General features: G+C 67.4%; 21 protein-coding genes. 20 read left to right on the forward strand and 1 reads right to left on the reverse strand.

All coding sequences use genetic code 11. The annotated features are described in order from the left end of the window. The first annotated feature begins 2 nt into the window (after positions 1-2). The 10 genes from rplE to EHW97_RS00615 all read left to right on the forward strand — a co-directional run bounded on the left by rplE (position 3) and on the right by EHW97_RS00615 (position 5,467). On the forward strand, positions 3-560 hold the full coding sequence (gene rplE / locus EHW97_RS00570; protein WP_124235229.1) for a 50S ribosomal protein L5: 558 nt from the start codon (positions 3-5) through the stop codon (positions 558-560). A gap of 1 nt (position 561) precedes the next feature. Then, positions 562-747 carry a type Z 30S ribosomal protein S14 gene (locus EHW97_RS00575; protein ID WP_121793508.1) on the forward strand — a complete coding sequence of 62 codons (186 nt, stop codon included), beginning with the start codon at positions 562-564 and terminating at the stop codon, positions 745-747. 84 nt (positions 748-831) lie between these two features. Continuing rightward, positions 832-1,239 (forward strand): 30S ribosomal protein S8, encoded by a 408-nt coding sequence (gene rpsH / locus EHW97_RS00580; protein WP_124235230.1) that lies wholly within the window; start codon positions 832-834, stop codon positions 1,237-1,239. A gap of 19 nt (positions 1,240-1,258) precedes the next feature. After that, positions 1,259-1,801, forward strand: coding sequence for a 50S ribosomal protein L6 (rplF, locus tag EHW97_RS00585; RefSeq protein WP_124235231.1), 543 nt, complete (start codon positions 1,259-1,261; stop codon positions 1,799-1,801). A gap of 3 nt (positions 1,802-1,804) precedes the next feature. After that, a complete protein-coding gene (gene rplR / locus EHW97_RS00590) occupies positions 1,805-2,188 on the forward strand; it encodes a 50S ribosomal protein L18 (RefSeq protein ID WP_124235232.1) in 384 nt (127 codons plus the stop codon). 31 nt (positions 2,189-2,219) lie between these two features. Continuing rightward, on the forward strand, positions 2,220-2,819 hold the full coding sequence (gene rpsE, locus EHW97_RS00595) for a 30S ribosomal protein S5 (RefSeq protein ID WP_121793512.1): 600 nt from the start codon (positions 2,220-2,222) through the stop codon (positions 2,817-2,819). Beyond that, a complete protein-coding gene (gene rpmD / locus EHW97_RS00600) occupies positions 2,819-3,001 on the forward strand; it encodes a 50S ribosomal protein L30 (protein ID WP_121793513.1) in 183 nt (60 codons plus the stop codon). The genes rpsE and rpmD overlap by 1 nt, the downstream gene beginning before the upstream one ends. A 1-nt stretch (position 3,002) precedes the next feature. Further along, complete coding sequence (gene rplO, locus EHW97_RS00605; protein WP_124235233.1) at positions 3,003-3,446, forward strand: 50S ribosomal protein L15; 444 nt, start codon at positions 3,003-3,005, stop codon at positions 3,444-3,446. Positions 3,447-3,596: 150 nt separating this feature from the next. Beyond that, positions 3,597-4,901 (forward strand): preprotein translocase subunit SecY, encoded by a 1,305-nt coding sequence (gene secY, locus EHW97_RS00610; RefSeq protein ID WP_124235234.1) that lies wholly within the window; start codon positions 3,597-3,599, stop codon positions 4,899-4,901. Then, positions 4,901-5,467: an adenylate kinase gene (locus EHW97_RS00615; protein ID WP_124235235.1), complete on the forward strand. Its 567-nt coding sequence runs from the start codon at positions 4,901-4,903 to the stop codon at positions 5,465-5,467. Before secY ends, EHW97_RS00615 begins: the two co-directional genes overlap by 1 nt. Positions 5,468-5,614: 147 nt before the next feature. Here EHW97_RS00615 and EHW97_RS00620 read toward each other — a convergent pair whose 3' ends face one another. Next, positions 5,615-6,820 carry a zinc-dependent alcohol dehydrogenase gene (locus EHW97_RS00620; RefSeq protein ID WP_124235236.1) on the reverse strand — a complete coding sequence of 402 codons (1,206 nt, stop codon included), beginning with the start codon at positions 6,818-6,820 and terminating at the stop codon, positions 5,615-5,617. Between the two features lie 88 nt (positions 6,821-6,908). Here EHW97_RS00620 and map point away from each other — a divergent pair, with 88 nt between their 5' ends. From map to rplQ, 10 genes are all read left to right on the forward strand, one after another. Further along, positions 6,909-7,724: a type I methionyl aminopeptidase gene (gene map, locus EHW97_RS00625; protein ID WP_124235237.1), complete on the forward strand. Its 816-nt coding sequence runs from the start codon at positions 6,909-6,911 to the stop codon at positions 7,722-7,724. 107 nt (positions 7,725-7,831) lie between these two features. Next, positions 7,832-9,271: an MFS transporter gene (locus tag EHW97_RS00630; protein WP_124235238.1), complete on the forward strand. Its 1,440-nt coding sequence runs from the start codon at positions 7,832-7,834 to the stop codon at positions 9,269-9,271. Then, the gene (locus EHW97_RS00635) at positions 9,268-10,578 is read left to right on the forward strand and encodes a M20/M25/M40 family metallo-hydrolase (RefSeq protein ID WP_124235239.1); all 1,311 of its coding nucleotides are present in this window, start codon (positions 9,268-9,270) and stop codon (positions 10,576-10,578) included. Before EHW97_RS00630 ends, EHW97_RS00635 begins: the two co-directional genes overlap by 4 nt. Before the next feature lie 235 nt (positions 10,579-10,813). After that, on the forward strand, positions 10,814-11,035 hold the full coding sequence (gene infA, locus EHW97_RS00640; protein WP_121793521.1) for a translation initiation factor IF-1: 222 nt from the start codon (positions 10,814-10,816) through the stop codon (positions 11,033-11,035). Between the two features lie 34 nt (positions 11,036-11,069). Then, a complete protein-coding gene (rpmJ, locus tag EHW97_RS00645; RefSeq protein WP_008361054.1) occupies positions 11,070-11,183 on the forward strand; it encodes a 50S ribosomal protein L36 in 114 nt (37 codons plus the stop codon). A 175-nt stretch (positions 11,184-11,358) separates the two neighbouring features. Next, a complete protein-coding gene (gene rpsM, locus EHW97_RS00650) occupies positions 11,359-11,727 on the forward strand; it encodes a 30S ribosomal protein S13 (RefSeq protein ID WP_124235240.1) in 369 nt (122 codons plus the stop codon). Positions 11,728-11,735: 8 nt separating this feature from the next. Then, positions 11,736-12,134, forward strand: coding sequence for a 30S ribosomal protein S11 (gene rpsK / locus EHW97_RS00655; RefSeq protein ID WP_121793523.1), 399 nt, complete (start codon positions 11,736-11,738; stop codon positions 12,132-12,134). A 35-nt stretch (positions 12,135-12,169) separates the two neighbouring features. Continuing rightward, entirely contained in the window at positions 12,170-12,778 is a 609-nt protein-coding gene (rpsD, locus tag EHW97_RS00660; protein WP_121793524.1) for a 30S ribosomal protein S4, read from the forward strand. A 67-nt stretch (positions 12,779-12,845) separates the two neighbouring features. Further along, positions 12,846-13,856: a DNA-directed RNA polymerase subunit alpha gene (locus EHW97_RS00665; protein ID WP_124235241.1), complete on the forward strand. Its 1,011-nt coding sequence runs from the start codon at positions 12,846-12,848 to the stop codon at positions 13,854-13,856. Positions 13,857-13,912: 56 nt separating this feature from the next. Beyond that, positions 13,913-14,425, forward strand: coding sequence for a 50S ribosomal protein L17 (gene rplQ, locus EHW97_RS00670; RefSeq protein ID WP_124235242.1), 513 nt, complete (start codon positions 13,913-13,915; stop codon positions 14,423-14,425). Positions 14,426-14,432 lie beyond the last annotated feature (7 nt).

Genomic DNA, 14,432 nt, shown 5'->3' on the forward strand with positions numbered 1-14,432 from the left:
ATATGGCTACCACCACGGCTCCGCGCCTCAAGGGCAAGTACCGCGAGGAGATCGTTCCGGCGCTGCAGGAGCAGTTCCAGTACGCCAACCGCATGCAGGTCCCGGGCCTCACCAAGATCGTCGTCAACATGGGCGTCGGCGAGGCTGCTCGCGACGGCAAGCTCATCGAGGGCGCCATCCGCGACCTCACGGCGATCACCGGCCAGAAGCCGCAGGTCACCCGGGCCCGCAAGTCCATTGCGCAGTTCAAGCTGCGTGAGGGCATGCCGATCGGCGCGCACGTCACGCTGCGCGGCGACCGCATGTGGGAGTTCCTCGACCGCCTGCTGACGCTCGCTCTGCCGCGCATCCGCGACTTCCGCGGACTCTCGCCCAAGCAGTTCGACGGCCGGGGCAACTACACGTTCGGTTTGACCGAGCAGGTCATGTTCCACGAGATCAACCAGGACAAGGTCGATCGCCAGCGGGGCATGGACATCACGGTCGTCACCACCGCGACCAACGACGAAGAGGGCCGCGCCCTGCTCAAGCTGCTCGGCTTCCCGTACAAGGAGAACTGACATGGCAAAGACTGGCCTCAAGGTCAAGCAGAGCCGCAAGCCCAAGTTCGCGGTGCGCGGTTACACCCGTTGCCAGCGCTGCGGGCGTCCCCGCTCGGTGTACCGCAAGTTCGGCCTGTGCCGGATCTGCGTGCGCGAGATGGCGCACCGCGGCGAGCTCCCGGGCATCACCAAGAGCTCCTGGTAATCACTCACCACTGACGCGACAGGTCCTCTCCCACCCGTTCGGGGACGAGATGCGAAACCGGCGCGAGAAACGGAAACACCACTCATGACGATGACCGATCCGATCGCGGACATGCTGACGCGTGTGCGCAACGGAAACCAGGCGTACCACGACTCCGTGTCGATGCCGCACTCCAAGCTGAAGGTCGGCGTGGCCGAGATCCTCAAGCAGGAGGGCTACATCACCGACTTCGAGGTCACCGAGCCGAAGGAGGGCGAGGTCGGCAAGACGCTGACGATCACCCTCAAGTACGGCCCGCACCGCGAGCGCTCGATCGCCGGCATCCGCCGCATCAGCAAGCCGGGACTGCGTGTGTACGCCAAGTCGACCAACCTGCCCAAGGTGCTCGGCGGCCTCGGCGTGGCGATCATCTCGACCAGCCAGGGCCTGCTCACCGACCGTCAGGCCAACCAGAAGGGTGTGGGTGGGGAAGTCCTCGCCTACGTCTGGTGAACAGGAGAGGAGACAGAACATGTCGCGCATTGGCAAGCTCCCTGTTCCCGTCCCGTCCGGTGTGGACGTGACCATCGAGGGGCAGACCGTCACGGTCAAGGGTCCCAAGGGCGAGCTCTCGCACACCGTGTCCGAGCCCATCACGGTGACGAAGGCCGAGGATGGCTCGCTCGCGGTCGAGCGCCCCAACGACGAGCGCCGCAGCAAGGCCCTGCACGGCCTGAGCCGCACGCTCATCAACAACATGGTGATCGGCGTGACCCAGGGCTATGAGAAGAAGCTCGAGATCGTCGGCGTCGGTTACCGCGTGCTCTCCAAGGGCCCCGCGGAGATCGAGCTGAACCTCGGCTTCAGCCACCCGGTGCCGTTCACGGCGCCCGAGGGCATCACGTTCACGGTCGAGTCACCGACCAAGCTCACGGTGACCGGCATCGACAAGCAGGTCGTCGGCGAGGTCGCTGCGAACATCCGCAAGATCCGCAAGCCCGAGCCGTACAAGGGCAAGGGCGTTCGTTACGCCGGCGAGCAGGTCCGCCGCAAGGTCGGAAAGGCTGGTAAGTAAGCCATGGCAATCTCGATCAAGCACCGTAAGCACACGCAGGCCCGTCAGGCTTCGCGTCTGCGCCGGCAGCTGCGCGGTCGCAAGAAGCTCCAGGGCTCGGCCGAGCGTCCTCGTCTCGTCATCACGCGCTCCAGCAAGCACATGGTCGCGCAGGTCGTCAACGACCTCGAGGGCCGTACGCTGGCATCGGCGTCGACGATGGAGGCTGACCTCCGCGCGCTCGACGGCGACAAGACGGCCAAGGCTCGTCGGGTCGGCGAGCTCGTGGCCGACCGCGCCAAGGCCGCCGGCATCTCGACGGTGGTGTTCGACCGTGCGGGCAACAAGTACGCCGGACGCGTCGCGGCGGTCGCTGAAGGCGCCCGCGAAGGCGGTCTGGAGTTCTGATGATCATCAACACCAACATGAGGAGTTCGGCATGAGCACGCGCCGTCAGGGCAGCGGACGCGGTCGCGGCGACCGCGGCGCCGACAAGTCCAACTACATCGAGAAGGTCGTCACGATCAACCGTGTCGCCAAGGTGGTCAAGGGCGGCCGTCGCTTCAGCTTCACCGCCCTCGTGATCGTCGGCGACGGCGATGGTCAGGTCGGCATCGGCTACGGCAAGGCCAAGGAAGTTCCCACGGCTATCGCCAAGGGTGTCGAGGAGGCGAAGAAGAGCTTCTTCCGCGTCCCGCGCATCCAGGGCACCATCCCGCACCCGGTGCAGGGCGAGAAGGCGGCCGGTGTCGTCTTCCTGCGTCCCGCCTCGCCCGGTACCGGCGTGATCGCCGGCGGCCCGGTGCGCGCGGTCCTCGAGGCCGCGGGCGTGCAGGACATCCTGAGCAAGTCGCTCGGTTCGTCGAACGCGATCAACATCGTGCACGCGACCGTTGACGCGCTCAAGCGGCTCGAGTCGCCGGAGGCCGTCGCGGCCCGCCGCGGCCTCGACGTCGAGGACGTCGCTCCTGCGGCCCTGCTGAAGGCCGACAAGGAGGAGCCCGCCGCGGCTCCTGCTCCGGCAGAGGTGGGTGCGTGATGGCGAAGCTCGAAGTCACCCAGGTTCGTTCGGCGATCGGTCGCGAGCAGAACCAGCGCGCCACGCTGCGCTCGCTGGGTCTCAAGCGCATCGGTGACACGTCGATCGTCGAAGATCGTCCGGAGATCCGGGGCATGGTCAACACCATCCCGCATCTCGTGTCCGTCAAGGAGGTGGACTGACATGGCGCCGCTGAAGCTGCACCATCTGCGTCCCGCGCCCGGAGCCAAGACCGCCAAGACCCGGGTGGGTCGCGGTGAGGGCTCGAAGGGCAAGACCGCCGGTCGCGGCACCAAGGGCACCAAGGCCCGTTACCAGGTGTCCGCGGCGTTCGAAGGCGGCCAGACGCCGATCCACATGCGTCTGCCCAAGCTGAAGGGCTTCAAGAACCCCTTCCGTGAGGAGTACCAGGTCGTCAACCTCGACCGTCTCGGTGAGCTGTTCCCCGAGGGCGGCGCCGTCGACGTCGAGGCGCTCGTCGCCAAGGGTGCGGTCCGCAAGGGCCAGCCCGTCAAGGTGCTCGGCGGAGGTGAGATCTCGGTGGCGGTCCAGGTGAGCGCCCACAAGTTCTCGGCCTCGGCCAAGTCGAAGATCGAGGCGGCCGGCGGCTCCACCACCGAGCTGTGAGCTGGACGTCCATCTGATGAGCGGCGGGATGTGCCACTGGGCATGTCCCGCCGCTGTCGTCTCCTGTTAGAGTCACCCTCTGGGCCGAGGTGATCACCTCGGCCCGCTCATGAAACGGATCAGCACCTCGGTGCGCGAGGAGGAACCCCGGTGCTCAGCGCCTTCGTCAACGCGTTCAAGACGCCCGATCTGCGGCGCAAGCTCCTTTTCGTGCTGTTCATCATCGTGCTGTTCCGCTTCGGCTCGATGCTGCCGGCGCCGGGCATCAACGTCCCCAACGTGCAGCAGTGCGTGGACCTCGCCGCGCAGAGCGAGCAGAGCAGTCTGTTCGCGCTCATCAACGTCTTCTCCGGGGGAGCGCTGCTGCAGCTGACCGTGTTCGCGCTCGGCATCATGCCGTTCATCACCGCGAGCATCATCCTCCAGCTGCTCGTCGTGGTCATCCCGCGTCTCGAGGCGCTCAAGAAGGAGGGCCAGTCCGGTCAGGCCAAGATCACGCAGTACACGCGCTACCTGACCGTGGGCCTGGCCATCTTGCAGGCCACCGGCATCGTGGCGCTCGCCCGCTCGGGCCAGCTCTTCGGCGGTGTCCAGTGTGGAGACCTGCTGTACCGCCCCGACAGCATCCCGGCGTTCCTGCTGATCGTCACCACGATGGTCGCGGGGACCACCATCATCATGTGGTTCGGCGAGCTCATCACCGACCGCGGCGTCGGCAACGGCATGTCGATCCTCATCTTCGCCCAGGTCGTCGCGACCTTCCCGAGCGCGATGTGGCAGATCCGCGTGCAGCACGGCTGGACGACCTTCACGCTCGTGACCCTGGTCGGTCTGGTGATCGTGGCTGCGGTCATCTTCATCGAGCAGGCTCAGCGCCGCATTCCGGTGCAGTACGCCAAGCGCATGGTGGGGCGCCGCATGTTCGGCGGGTCGGCGACGTACATCCCGCTCAAGGTCAACCAGGCCGGCATCATCCCGGTGATCTTCGCGTCGAGCCTGCTGTACATCCCTGCGCTGGTCGCGAACTTCAATCCAGGCAAGTCCTGGTCGCAGTGGATTCAGGACCACTTCGTCACCGGTGATCACCCGTACTACATGATCACCTTCTTGCTGCTGATCATCTTCTTCACCTACTTCTACGTCTCGATCACGTTCAACCCGACCGAGGTCGCGGACAACATGAAGAAGTACGGCGGGTTCATCCCGGGCATCCGCGCCGGCAAGCCGACCGAGGACTACCTCGCGTACGTGCTCAGCCGCATCACCGCGCCGGGTGCGCTGTACCTCAGCATCATCGCGTTGATCCCGATGCTGGCCATCGCGTTGCTCGGCGCCAGCCAGAACTTCCCGTTCGGCGGAACGTCGATCCTCATCATCGTGGGTGTGGGTCTCGACACGGTCAAGCAGATCGAGAGCCAGCTCCAGCAGCGCAACTACGAAGGGTTCTTGAAGTAATGCGTCTTGTCATCATGGGTCCGCCGGGGGCGGGCAAGGGCACACAGGCCGAGGGGCTGGCTCGTCGCATCGGCGGTGCTCACATCTCGACGGGCGACATCTTCCGCTACAACGTCTCGCAGCAGACCGAGCTCGGTCAGACGGCCCAGCGCTACATGGACGCCGGCGAGTACGTGCCCGACGAGGTCACCAACGCGATGGTGCGCGACCGCCTCTCCCAGGAGGACGCCCGCGAGGCCTTCCTGCTCGACGGGTACCCGCGCACGCCCGACCAGGTCGACGAGCTCGACTCGATCCTCGCCGATCTCGGCACGAGCCTCGACGGGGTGCTCGCGTTGACGGTCGACAGCGAGGAGCTCATCGCGCGTCTGCTCAAGCGGGCTGAGAGCAGCGGCCGCACGGACGACACCGAGGACGTCATCCGTCACCGCCAGGAGGTCTATACGGCCGAGACCGCGCCCTTGCTGGACGTGTACCGCGAACGGGGTCTGCTCATCGAGATCGACGGCATGGGCACCGTCGACGAGGTGGCGAGCCGCATCGACGCGGCCTTGCCGCGCACCTGACCTCACCCCCACCAGCTCCCCAGCGCAGCCGGCGCGGGTCGGCGCACCAGCGAGTGGTGCAGATTCGTCGCGAGATCGTCGATTTCGTCGCGCATCTGCACCACTCGCTGACGTTTCTGCGCCACTCGGCGCCGCCCGCGTCGACGCCTACGACAGCACGACCTTGGTCCAGCCGCTCTCGCGGCGATCGAACGTCTCGTAGGCCTCGAGGACCGATGGGATCGACTCCGCCTGCGTCAGCACGGTGGCCGGATCGACCGCCCCGGTGCGCACGAGGTCGATGAGTGTCGGCAGGTATCTGCGGTGGTGGCAGTTGCCCATCTTCACAGTCAGGTTCTTGTTCATCGCCTGACCGGTCGGGAAAGAGGTCATCTGCGGCGAGTAGACGCCGATGATCCCGATGCTGCCCGCCTTGGCCACGGCCTCCACCGCCCACTGAAGCGCTTGGCTCGGAGCATCACCGGCGACCCAGGTGTCGCCGTCCGGGTTCTGCTCGGGCGCGACCTGCTCACGCTCCTGCGCGAACGTGGACGCCTGCTGATCGGCCTTCTCGGCGGCGGGCCCGCTCTTCGGCCGCTGTGCGTCGACGCCGACCGCTTCGACGACGCGGTCCACGCCGATGCCGCCCGTGAGGTCCTTGACGACCTCGATCGGGTCCTCGGCGTTGAAGTTGATGATCTCCGCTCCCCGGCTCCTCGCCTGCTCCAGGCGGCTCGCGACCCCGTCGATGCACAGCACACGCCCGGCGCCCTGCTGGAACGCGCTCGTGATCGCGAACTGACCGACCGGTCCGGCACCGAGGACGAGGACGGTGTCTCCCGCACCGATCTCGGCGAGGCGGCAGCCGAACCACGCGGTCGGATAGATGTCCGAGAGCATGATGGCCTGAGCGTCGCTCACGTTCTCCGGTAGCCACACCGGACCGACGTTGGCGAAGGGGATCCGAGCGAACTCGGCCTGCAGGCCGTCCACCGGGCCGGTCGTCTGCGGACCGCCGAAGAAGCAGGTGCCGGCAGCCGGACCGTTCGGGTTGGCGTTGTCGCATTGCGCGAAGTAGCCGGCGCGGCAGTACGAGCAGTAGCCGCAGCCCACCGTCGAGGGAATCACCACGCGGTCGCCGGGGCGCAGATTGCGGACGTCGTCACCCACCTCGCGCACGATGCCGACGGCCTCGTGCCCGAGGATCGTGCCTTCGACCATGCCGCTCATGGTCCCGCGGACGAAATGCAGATCGGTGCCGCAGATCGCGCTCGTCGTGATCTCGACGATCGCGTCGGTGCGGTCCTGGATGGTCGGATCGGGAACCTCTTCGAGCCGGATGTCCCCGACTCCCTGCCAGACGACGGCCTTCATCGAGCAGCCTCCTTCGATCGGGTGTCAGTAGACTCGTGCCCGACATCGCGCGGCCCGACGCATGCGCGAGCGAATGGACGGGGTGGGCATGTTCGGCAGGGGACGGATCGAGACCAAGGGCGTCGACGAGATCGCGCTCATGCGTCAGGCGGGTCTCGTGGTGGCACGAACTCTGCAGTCGCTGCGCGACGCGGTGGCGCCGGGCGTCTCCACGGGGGACCTCGACGCGTTCGCGCACGAGCGCATCCGCGAACAGGGCGCGACCTCCAACTTTCTCGGCTACCACGGCTTCACCGGGGTGATCTGCACGTCGGTCAACGACGAGGTCGTCCACGGCATCCCCGGCGACCGCATCCTCCGCGAGGGCGATCTCATCTCCATCGACTGCGGGGCCGTCGTCGCCGGCTGGCACGGTGATGCGGCCATCACGGTCCCGGTAGGGGAGGTGGCGCCGGAGATGCTCGAGCTGTCCCGGGTGACCGAGGAGTCGCTGTGGCGCGGCATCGCGGCGATGGGCACCGGCAGCACCGTCGGCGACATCTCCCACGCCATCGAGACGTACGTGGACGACCAGGGCGAGTACGGCATCGTCGAGGGGTTCACCGGCCACGGGATCGGCACAGCCATGCATCTTCCGCCGGACGTGCCGAACTACGGTCGGCCCGGCCGCGGACCCAAGCTCGCGCCCGGCGTGACGCTCGCGATCGAGCCCATGGTCACGCTCGGCACTTCCCAGACCCGGATTCTCGAGGACGACTGGACGGCGGTCACGACGGACGGCTCCTGGGCCTCACACTGGGAACATACGGTCGCCCGCACCGAAACGGGCGTCTGGGTCCTCACCGCCGAGGACGGGGGAGCAGCCAAACTCGCCGAACTCGGCGTCCCGTTCGGCGGCGCCTAGAACCCCGATGTGCGCCCGATCCGGCCACCGAGGTGTCCCTCGGTGATCGAACTGGGCGCATATCGGGGTACGCCGGCCCTATGCTGAGCCTGGTCTGAGGAGGGCTTATGGCATCGGGAGTGCGTCGGCGCGCGTCAGTCGGAGCGGGCCTCGTCGGTGCGCTCGTGTTCGTGGAGTTCGTGAGCGGATTCCTCCAGGGTTTCTACACTCCGCTGGCCAGCGACATCGCCCGGCATCTGCAGGTCAACGACGCCGACGTCAACTGGCTCGAGGCGGCCCAGCTCCTCGTCTCAGCGCTCGTCGTCCCCGCGTTGTCCAAACTCGGCGACCTGTGGGGACACCAGCGGCTGCTGTTGTGGTCGGCCGTGGTCGTCGCCGTCGCGAACTGGGGCATCGCCTTCGCGCCGACCTTCCCCACCTATCTCGTGTTCTGGGCTCTGCAGGGCGTCTTCACGGTGTGGCTCCCGCTCGAGGTCGCACTCATCTACCTGCGTAGCCGCGGGCTCCTCGACCGCCCCTCCGCCACTCGTCGGGCGACCGGCGTCATCGTCGCCGCACTGCAGGCCGGTGCCATCGCCGGTGCGTTGGGAGCCGGGGCGGCGGCCGGTCTGTTCGACGAACTGTGGATGGTGCTCGCCATCCCGGCCGCGCTCAGCACGGCGGTCGTCGCGGTCATCCACTGGGGTGTCGAACGCGAGCACGAATGGCAGGCCGGCGTTCTCGACGGAACCGGCCTCGCGCTGGTGAGCGTCAGCCTCCTCCTCGTGACGGGTGGCCTGTCGCTCGTCCGGATCGTCGGGGTCGGATCGGTCTGGCCGTGGCTGGCCATCGTCGTCGGCCTGCTCGTGCTGGTCCCCTTCGGTCGCCATGAACTCCGCGCTGACGACCCGCTCATCGACCTGAGGGTCCTGCGTCAACCGGCCATGTGGCCCGTCCAAGCCACGGCGATGCTCTTCGGCGTGTCCGTGCTCGGTGCGCAGATTCCGTTGTCGACCTTCGCGCAGACCGACCCGGACGAGTACGGCTTCGGCCTCGGGCTGTCCGCCTCGCAGGTCTCACCGATCATCGGCGCCTACGTGGTGTCCCTCCTGGTCGGGGCGTTGGTGTTCGCCCGGGTGTCGCAGCGGTTCAGCCCGCGGTCGTGTCTCATCGGCGCGGCCGCGCTCGTCGGGATCGGGTATGGCATCCTCGTGCCGTTCCACGGGACCGTCGCCCAGGTCCTCGCCGGCATGATGGTGGCGGGACTCGGTTCGGGTGCGCTCGTCGCCGCGCTGCCGGCCGCGGCAGCCGCCGCGGCCCCCGAGAACCGTACTGGCGTCGCCACCGGGCTGACCAACACCACCAAGACGATCGGCGGATCGTTCGCCTCGTGCGTCTTCGGCGTGGCTCTCGCCGCCGGTGCGAGCGGTACCGCCGCATCGCTCTCGGGGTACTACACGGTGTGGCTCGTGTGCTCCGGCACGGCCTTCGTGGCTGCGATCCTGCTGCTGTTCGTGCCCCGACTCGCCTTCGCCGATCCCGAACCTTTCCAGGAGGTTGTCCCGTGACCACGGCCGCCGAACGGTTGTCCCGTCTCATCCAGTGCCGCACCGTCTCTGCGCCTGACGAGCGTGACGAGTCCGAGTTCGAGCGGTTCCGTGCCACCTTCGCCGAGCTCTACCCGCGACTGCACGCCGAGCTGGAGCTGACGCAGTTCGAGGGTGGGTCCCTGCTCTTCCGCTGGCCGGGGACCTTTGCCGAGCGCCCCATCGTGCTGATGGCGCACTACGACGTCGTGCCGGCGCCCCCCGAGCGATGGGTGAGCGACCCGTTCGGCGGGGAGATCCGCGATGGTCGGGTCCACGGGCGCGGGGCGCTGGACGACAAGGGCCCGCTGGTGACGGTCGCCGACGCGGTCGAGTCGCTGCTGGCGGAGGGCTTCGTCCCGGCGCACGATGTCTACCTCTCCTTCGGTGCGGACGAGGAGGTCTTCGGTACCGGTGCCGTCGCCGTCGTCGATCACCTCGAGGCGGCGGGCGTCCGGCCGTGGCTCGTGTCCGATGAAGGGGGAGCCGTCGTCGAAGGTGCGCTTCCCGGGGTCGAAGGTCGGACCGCCATGATCGCCGTCGTCGAGAAGGGCACCGTCGACGTCGAGTTGCTCGCGCGTGGGGGAGGGGGTCACGCGTCCACGCCGTCCAAGGGTGGTGCCACGGCGCGGCTCGCGCGGGCGATCACGCGGTTGGAGCGCCGCCCGGCTCCGCCGCGTCTCACCGAGCCGGTGACGCTCATGCTGACGACTCTGGCTCAACGGGCCAGCGGGCCGTTGGCCGCGGTGCTCGCCAACGTCCACCGGGCGCCCCGTCCGGTGGCGGAGTTGCTGGCCAGGCTCGGGCCCGAGACGGCCGCGATGGTGCGCACCACCGTCGCGGTGACCCAGCTGTCCGGCAGTCCTGCGCGCAACGTGCTGGCGACCGAGGCCCGGGCGACGCTCAACGTGCGTCTGCTGGTCGGTGACACGAAGGCCACGCTCGTGAAGCGCTTGACCCGCGTGCTGCGGGGACTGGACGTGGAGATCGTGAGTGTCCGCGGCGAGGACCCGCCGCCGATCTCCCGCACGGACAACGAGGCGTGGCAGGCCATGGTCGACGCGCTCGCCGTCGCGATGCCCGACGTGCTGGCGGTCCCGTACGCCCAGACAGGAGGCACCGACAGCCGGCACTTCACCCGCATCAGCGACTCGGTGTACCGGTTCGCGCCCCTGCTCATGAGCCGCGAGCAGCGCGACGCCATCCACGCGCCGAACGAGTACGTCGAGGTCGAGGCGCTCGAGCGAGGAAGCCAGTTCTTCCGCGCGCTGCTCACCGCCCACCGCTGAACCCAGATGTGCGCGCCATTCGTCGACCGCGCGCGGTCTGGGTTGACCGAACGCGCGCACATCTCGGGTCTCGGTGAGCAGGACGAATCCCGATTTGAGTCTGGCGCGGTCGGCTGAGTATCATGGGGAGTCGGCCTTGTCAGGCGCGTTTTCCCCTGCCCTCGGGTAGCCGCTTCGTGCGGTGGGTGACGCGCGTGGCGTGGTCAGGTCGATGAAGGCAACCGAAGAAGAGGTCATGGCGAAAAAAGAAGGCGTCATCGAGATGGAGGGCTCGGTCATCGAGGCCCTGCCCAACGCGATGTTCCGCGTGGAGCTGGCCAACGGCCACAAGGTCCTCGCGCACATCTCGGGCAAGATGCGTCAGCACTACATCCGCATCCTCCCCGAGGACCGCGTCGTGGTGGAGCTCTCGCCGTACGACCTCTCCCGCGGTCGCATCGTCTACCGCTACAAGTAAATCGTCACGTTCGCACCGAAGAGAGAGTTTCTCGATGAAGGTCAACCCGAGCGTGAAGAAGATCTGTGACAAGTGCAAGGTGATCCGTCGCCACGGCCGCGTCATGGTGATCTGCGAGAACCCGCGCCACAAGCAGCGCCAGGGCTGAGCAGCTGCGTCAGCAGCTTCTTCACACAGCACCCATCGTCTGACGGCTCGCCTGCGTGAGCAGGCGCCACCCCCGGCGCAGAGGCCGGGGCCCGGCCCGAGGGGAGTATCCCCTCGGAAGGCGGCCGGGATGCCTCAGGCGTCCACACCTCTGTTGAAGGAAAGGAACTGCCACCATGGCACGCCTCATTGGAGTCGATCTCCCGCGCGAGAAGCGCATCGAGATCGCACTCACGTACATCTTCGGCGTCGGCCGTACCCGCGCCGCCGAGACCCTTGCCGCGACCGGCATCGACCCGAGCACTCGCGTCCACGAGCTCACCGACGACCAGCTCGTCGCGCTCCGTGACCACATCGAGGGCAACTACCAGGTCGAGGGTGATCTCCGCCGTGAGATCACCGCCGACATCCGCCGCAAGATGGAGATCGGCAGCTACCAGGGTCGCCGCCACCGGGCGCACCTGCCCGTCCGTGGCCAGCGCACCAAGACCAATGCCCGTACGCGCAAGGGCCCGAAGCGCACCGTCGCCGGAAAGAAGAAGTGAGTTAGACGATGCCTCCCAAGAACACTGGCGCCAAGAAGGTGCGCCGCAAGGAGAAGAAGAACGTCGCTCAGGGCGAGGCCCACATCAAGAGCACGTTCAACAACACGCACGTGACGATCACCGATCCCTCCGGTGCGGTGATCGCGTGGGCCTCCGGCGGAACCGTCGGTTTCAAGGGCTCGCGCAAGTCGACGCCCTACGCCGCTGGCATGGCCGCCGAGGCCGCCGGCCGTCAGGCGATGGAGCACGGCATGAAGAAGGTCGACGTCTTCGTGAAGGGTCCGGGTTCGGGCCGCGAGACGGCGATCCGGTCGCTCAGTGGCGTCGGCCTGGAGGTCGGCACCATCTCCGACGTGACCCCCACGCCGCACAACGGCTGCCGTCCGCCCAAGCACCGTCGTCTCTGACGACCGCGTCGATTCTTTCCTAGGAGTTTTCACCCATGGCCCGTTACACCGGACCCCTCACCAAGAAGTCGCGCCGCCTCGGCGTCGACCTCGTCGGTGGGGACAAGGCCTTCGAGCGCCGTCCCTACGCCCCCGGCCAGCACGGCCGCGCGCGCGTCAAGGAGTCGGAGTACCGCACCCAGCTGCAGGAGAAGCAGAAGGCGCGTTACACCTACGGCGTGCTGGAGAAGCAGTTCCGCAAGTACTACGAGACCGCGCACCGCAAGCCCGGCAAGACCGGTGACAACCTGCTCGCGCTGCTCGAGAGCCGTCTCGACAACGTCGTGTACCGCGCCGGCCTGGCGCGTACGCGTCGTCACGCCCGCCAGCTCGTGACCCACGGTCACTTCCTGGTCAACGGCGTCAAGACGAACATCCCGTCCTTCCAGGTCAGCAAGCACGACATCATCGACGTGCGCCCCAAGTCCCTGGAGATGACGCCCTTCATCGTGGCGCGCGAGACCCACGACCCGGACACCGTTCCCGGGTGGCTGGACGTCTCGCCTGAGCGCGGTCGGATCCTGGTTCACCAGACCCCGGTCCGCGAGCAGATCGTCGTCCCGATCCAGGAGCAGCTCATCGTCGAGTTCTACTCGAAGATCTGATCGCTTCTACCACCGTCCATTGACCCGAGCCGTCAAATAGCGGTCGGCTCGGAAAGGAACAGTCACCATGCTGATTGCACAGCGTCCCGTCCTGACCGAAGAGGTCGTCGACGACTTCCGTTCGCGGTTCGTCATCGAGCCCCTCGAGCCGGGCTTCGGCTACACCCTCGGCAACTCGCTGCGTCGCACGCTGCTGAGCTCCATCCCGGGTGCGGCCGTCACGTCGATCAAGATCGACGGCGTTCTGCACGAGTTCTCGACCATCCCCGGTGTCACCGAGGACGTCACCGAGATCATCCTCAACCTCAAGAACCTCGTCGTCTCCTCCGAGAACGATGAGCCCGTCGTGATGTACCTGCGCTCCGAGGGCGCGGGCGACGTCACCGCGGCGGCCATCACGCCGCCGGCGGGTGTCGAGGTGCACAACCCCGACCTGCACATCGCGACCCTCAACGACAAGGGCAAGCTCGAGATCGAGCTCGTCGTCGAGCGGGGCCGTGGCTACGTGTCGGCCGCTCAGAACAAGACCGGCGAGGAAGAGATCGGCCGCATGCCGATCGACTCGATCTACAGCCCGGTCCTGAAGGTCACGTACAAGGTCGAGGCCACGCGTGTCGAGCAGCGCACCGACTTCGACAAGCTCATCATCGACGTCGAGACGAAGCCGTCGATCCTGCCGCGCGACGCGATCGCGTCGGCCGGTTCGACCCTCGTCGAGCTCTTCGGTCTCGCCCGTGAGCTCAACGTCGAGGCCGAGGGCATCGACATCGGTCCGTCGCCGGTCGACGAGGCGCTCGCCGCCGATCTCGCCCTGCCGATCGAGGATCTCGATTTCACGGTCCGCTCGTACAACTGCCTCAAGCGTGAGGGCATCCACACCGTGGGTGAGCTCATCGGGCGCAGCGAGCAGGATCTGCTGGACATCCGCAACTTCGGCTCGAAGTCGATCGACGAGGTCAAGGCCAAGCTGGCCGAGATGGGTCTGGCCCTCAAGGACAGCCCCGCCGGATTCGATCCCAGCGCGGTCGTCGACAACTACGACGACGACGCGAGCTACGCCGAGGACGAACAATACTGAACTGTTCCGTGGATCGTCCCCATGGAACCCAAGTTCTCTGAGACTGGAGTGACAACATGCCCACCCCCACCAAGGGAGCACGCCTCGGCGGCAGCCCCTCGCATCAGCGCCTGATCCTGGCCAACCTGGCTCAGTCGCTGTTCGAGCACGGCAAGATCACGACGACCGAGGCCAAGGCCCGCCGTCTGCGTCCGTACGCCGAGCAGCTCATCACCAAGGCCAAGGTCGACACGCTGGCCAACCGCCGTCAGGTGCTCAAGGTCATCCGTGACAAGGGCGTCGTGCACGCGCTCTTCACCGAGATCGGCCCGGCCATGGCCACCCGCCCGGGCGGCTACACGCGCATCACGAAGATCGGCCCCCGGAAGGGCGACAACGCCCCCATGGCCGTGATCGAGATCGTGGAGGCCAAGGAGTTCGACGCTTCGGCGCCCAAGGCTGAGACTGCCGCGGCCCCCGTCGAGGAGCCGGCTGCCGAGGCTCCGGCCGAGGAGACCGTCGCCGACGAGACCGCGGAGGCTCCGGCCGAGGAGTCGACCGAGGCTGACGCCGAAGACGAGTCCAAGTAAGTACCCG

The sequence above is a fragment of the Aeromicrobium camelliae genome (assembly GCF_003850045.1).
In the GTDB taxonomy this organism is placed as follows: domain Bacteria; phylum Actinomycetota; class Actinomycetes; order Propionibacteriales; family Nocardioidaceae; genus Aeromicrobium; species Aeromicrobium camelliae.

Excerpts from the sequence above, each read along its gene's own strand:
- rplE (WP_124235229.1), top strand. The coding sequence starts at position 3 with ATGGCTACCACCACGGCTCCGCGCCTCAAGGGCAAGTACCGCGAGGAG.
- EHW97_RS00575 (WP_121793508.1), top strand. The coding sequence starts at position 562 with ATGGCAAAGACTGGCCTCAAGGTCAAGCAGAGCCGCAAGCCCAAGTTC.
- rpsH (WP_124235230.1), top strand. The coding sequence starts at position 832 with ATGACGATGACCGATCCGATCGCGGACATGCTGACGCGTGTGCGCAAC.
- rplF (WP_124235231.1), top strand. The coding sequence starts at position 1,259 with ATGTCGCGCATTGGCAAGCTCCCTGTTCCCGTCCCGTCCGGTGTGGAC.
- rplR (WP_124235232.1), top strand. The coding sequence starts at position 1,805 with ATGGCAATCTCGATCAAGCACCGTAAGCACACGCAGGCCCGTCAGGCT.
- rpsE (WP_121793512.1), top strand. The coding sequence starts at position 2,220 with ATGAGCACGCGCCGTCAGGGCAGCGGACGCGGTCGCGGCGACCGCGGC.
- rpmD (WP_121793513.1), top strand. The coding sequence starts at position 2,819 with ATGGCGAAGCTCGAAGTCACCCAGGTTCGTTCGGCGATCGGTCGCGAG.
- rplO (WP_124235233.1), top strand. The coding sequence starts at position 3,003 with ATGGCGCCGCTGAAGCTGCACCATCTGCGTCCCGCGCCCGGAGCCAAG.
- EHW97_RS00615 (WP_124235235.1), top strand. The coding sequence starts at position 4,901 with ATGCGTCTTGTCATCATGGGTCCGCCGGGGGCGGGCAAGGGCACACAG.
- EHW97_RS00620 (WP_124235236.1), bottom strand. The coding sequence starts at position 6,820 with ATGAAGGCCGTCGTCTGGCAGGGAGTCGGGGACATCCGGCTCGAAGAG.
- map (WP_124235237.1), top strand. The coding sequence starts at position 6,909 with ATGTTCGGCAGGGGACGGATCGAGACCAAGGGCGTCGACGAGATCGCG.
- EHW97_RS00630 (WP_124235238.1), top strand. The coding sequence starts at position 7,832 with ATGGCATCGGGAGTGCGTCGGCGCGCGTCAGTCGGAGCGGGCCTCGTC.
- infA (WP_121793521.1), top strand. The coding sequence starts at position 10,814 with ATGGCGAAAAAAGAAGGCGTCATCGAGATGGAGGGCTCGGTCATCGAG.
- rpmJ (WP_008361054.1), top strand. The coding sequence starts at position 11,070 with ATGAAGGTCAACCCGAGCGTGAAGAAGATCTGTGACAAGTGCAAGGTG.
- rpsM (WP_124235240.1), top strand. The coding sequence starts at position 11,359 with ATGGCACGCCTCATTGGAGTCGATCTCCCGCGCGAGAAGCGCATCGAG.
- rpsK (WP_121793523.1), top strand. The coding sequence starts at position 11,736 with ATGCCTCCCAAGAACACTGGCGCCAAGAAGGTGCGCCGCAAGGAGAAG.
- rpsD (WP_121793524.1), top strand. The coding sequence starts at position 12,170 with ATGGCCCGTTACACCGGACCCCTCACCAAGAAGTCGCGCCGCCTCGGC.
- EHW97_RS00665 (WP_124235241.1), top strand. The coding sequence starts at position 12,846 with ATGCTGATTGCACAGCGTCCCGTCCTGACCGAAGAGGTCGTCGACGAC.
- rplQ (WP_124235242.1), top strand. The coding sequence starts at position 13,913 with ATGCCCACCCCCACCAAGGGAGCACGCCTCGGCGGCAGCCCCTCGCAT.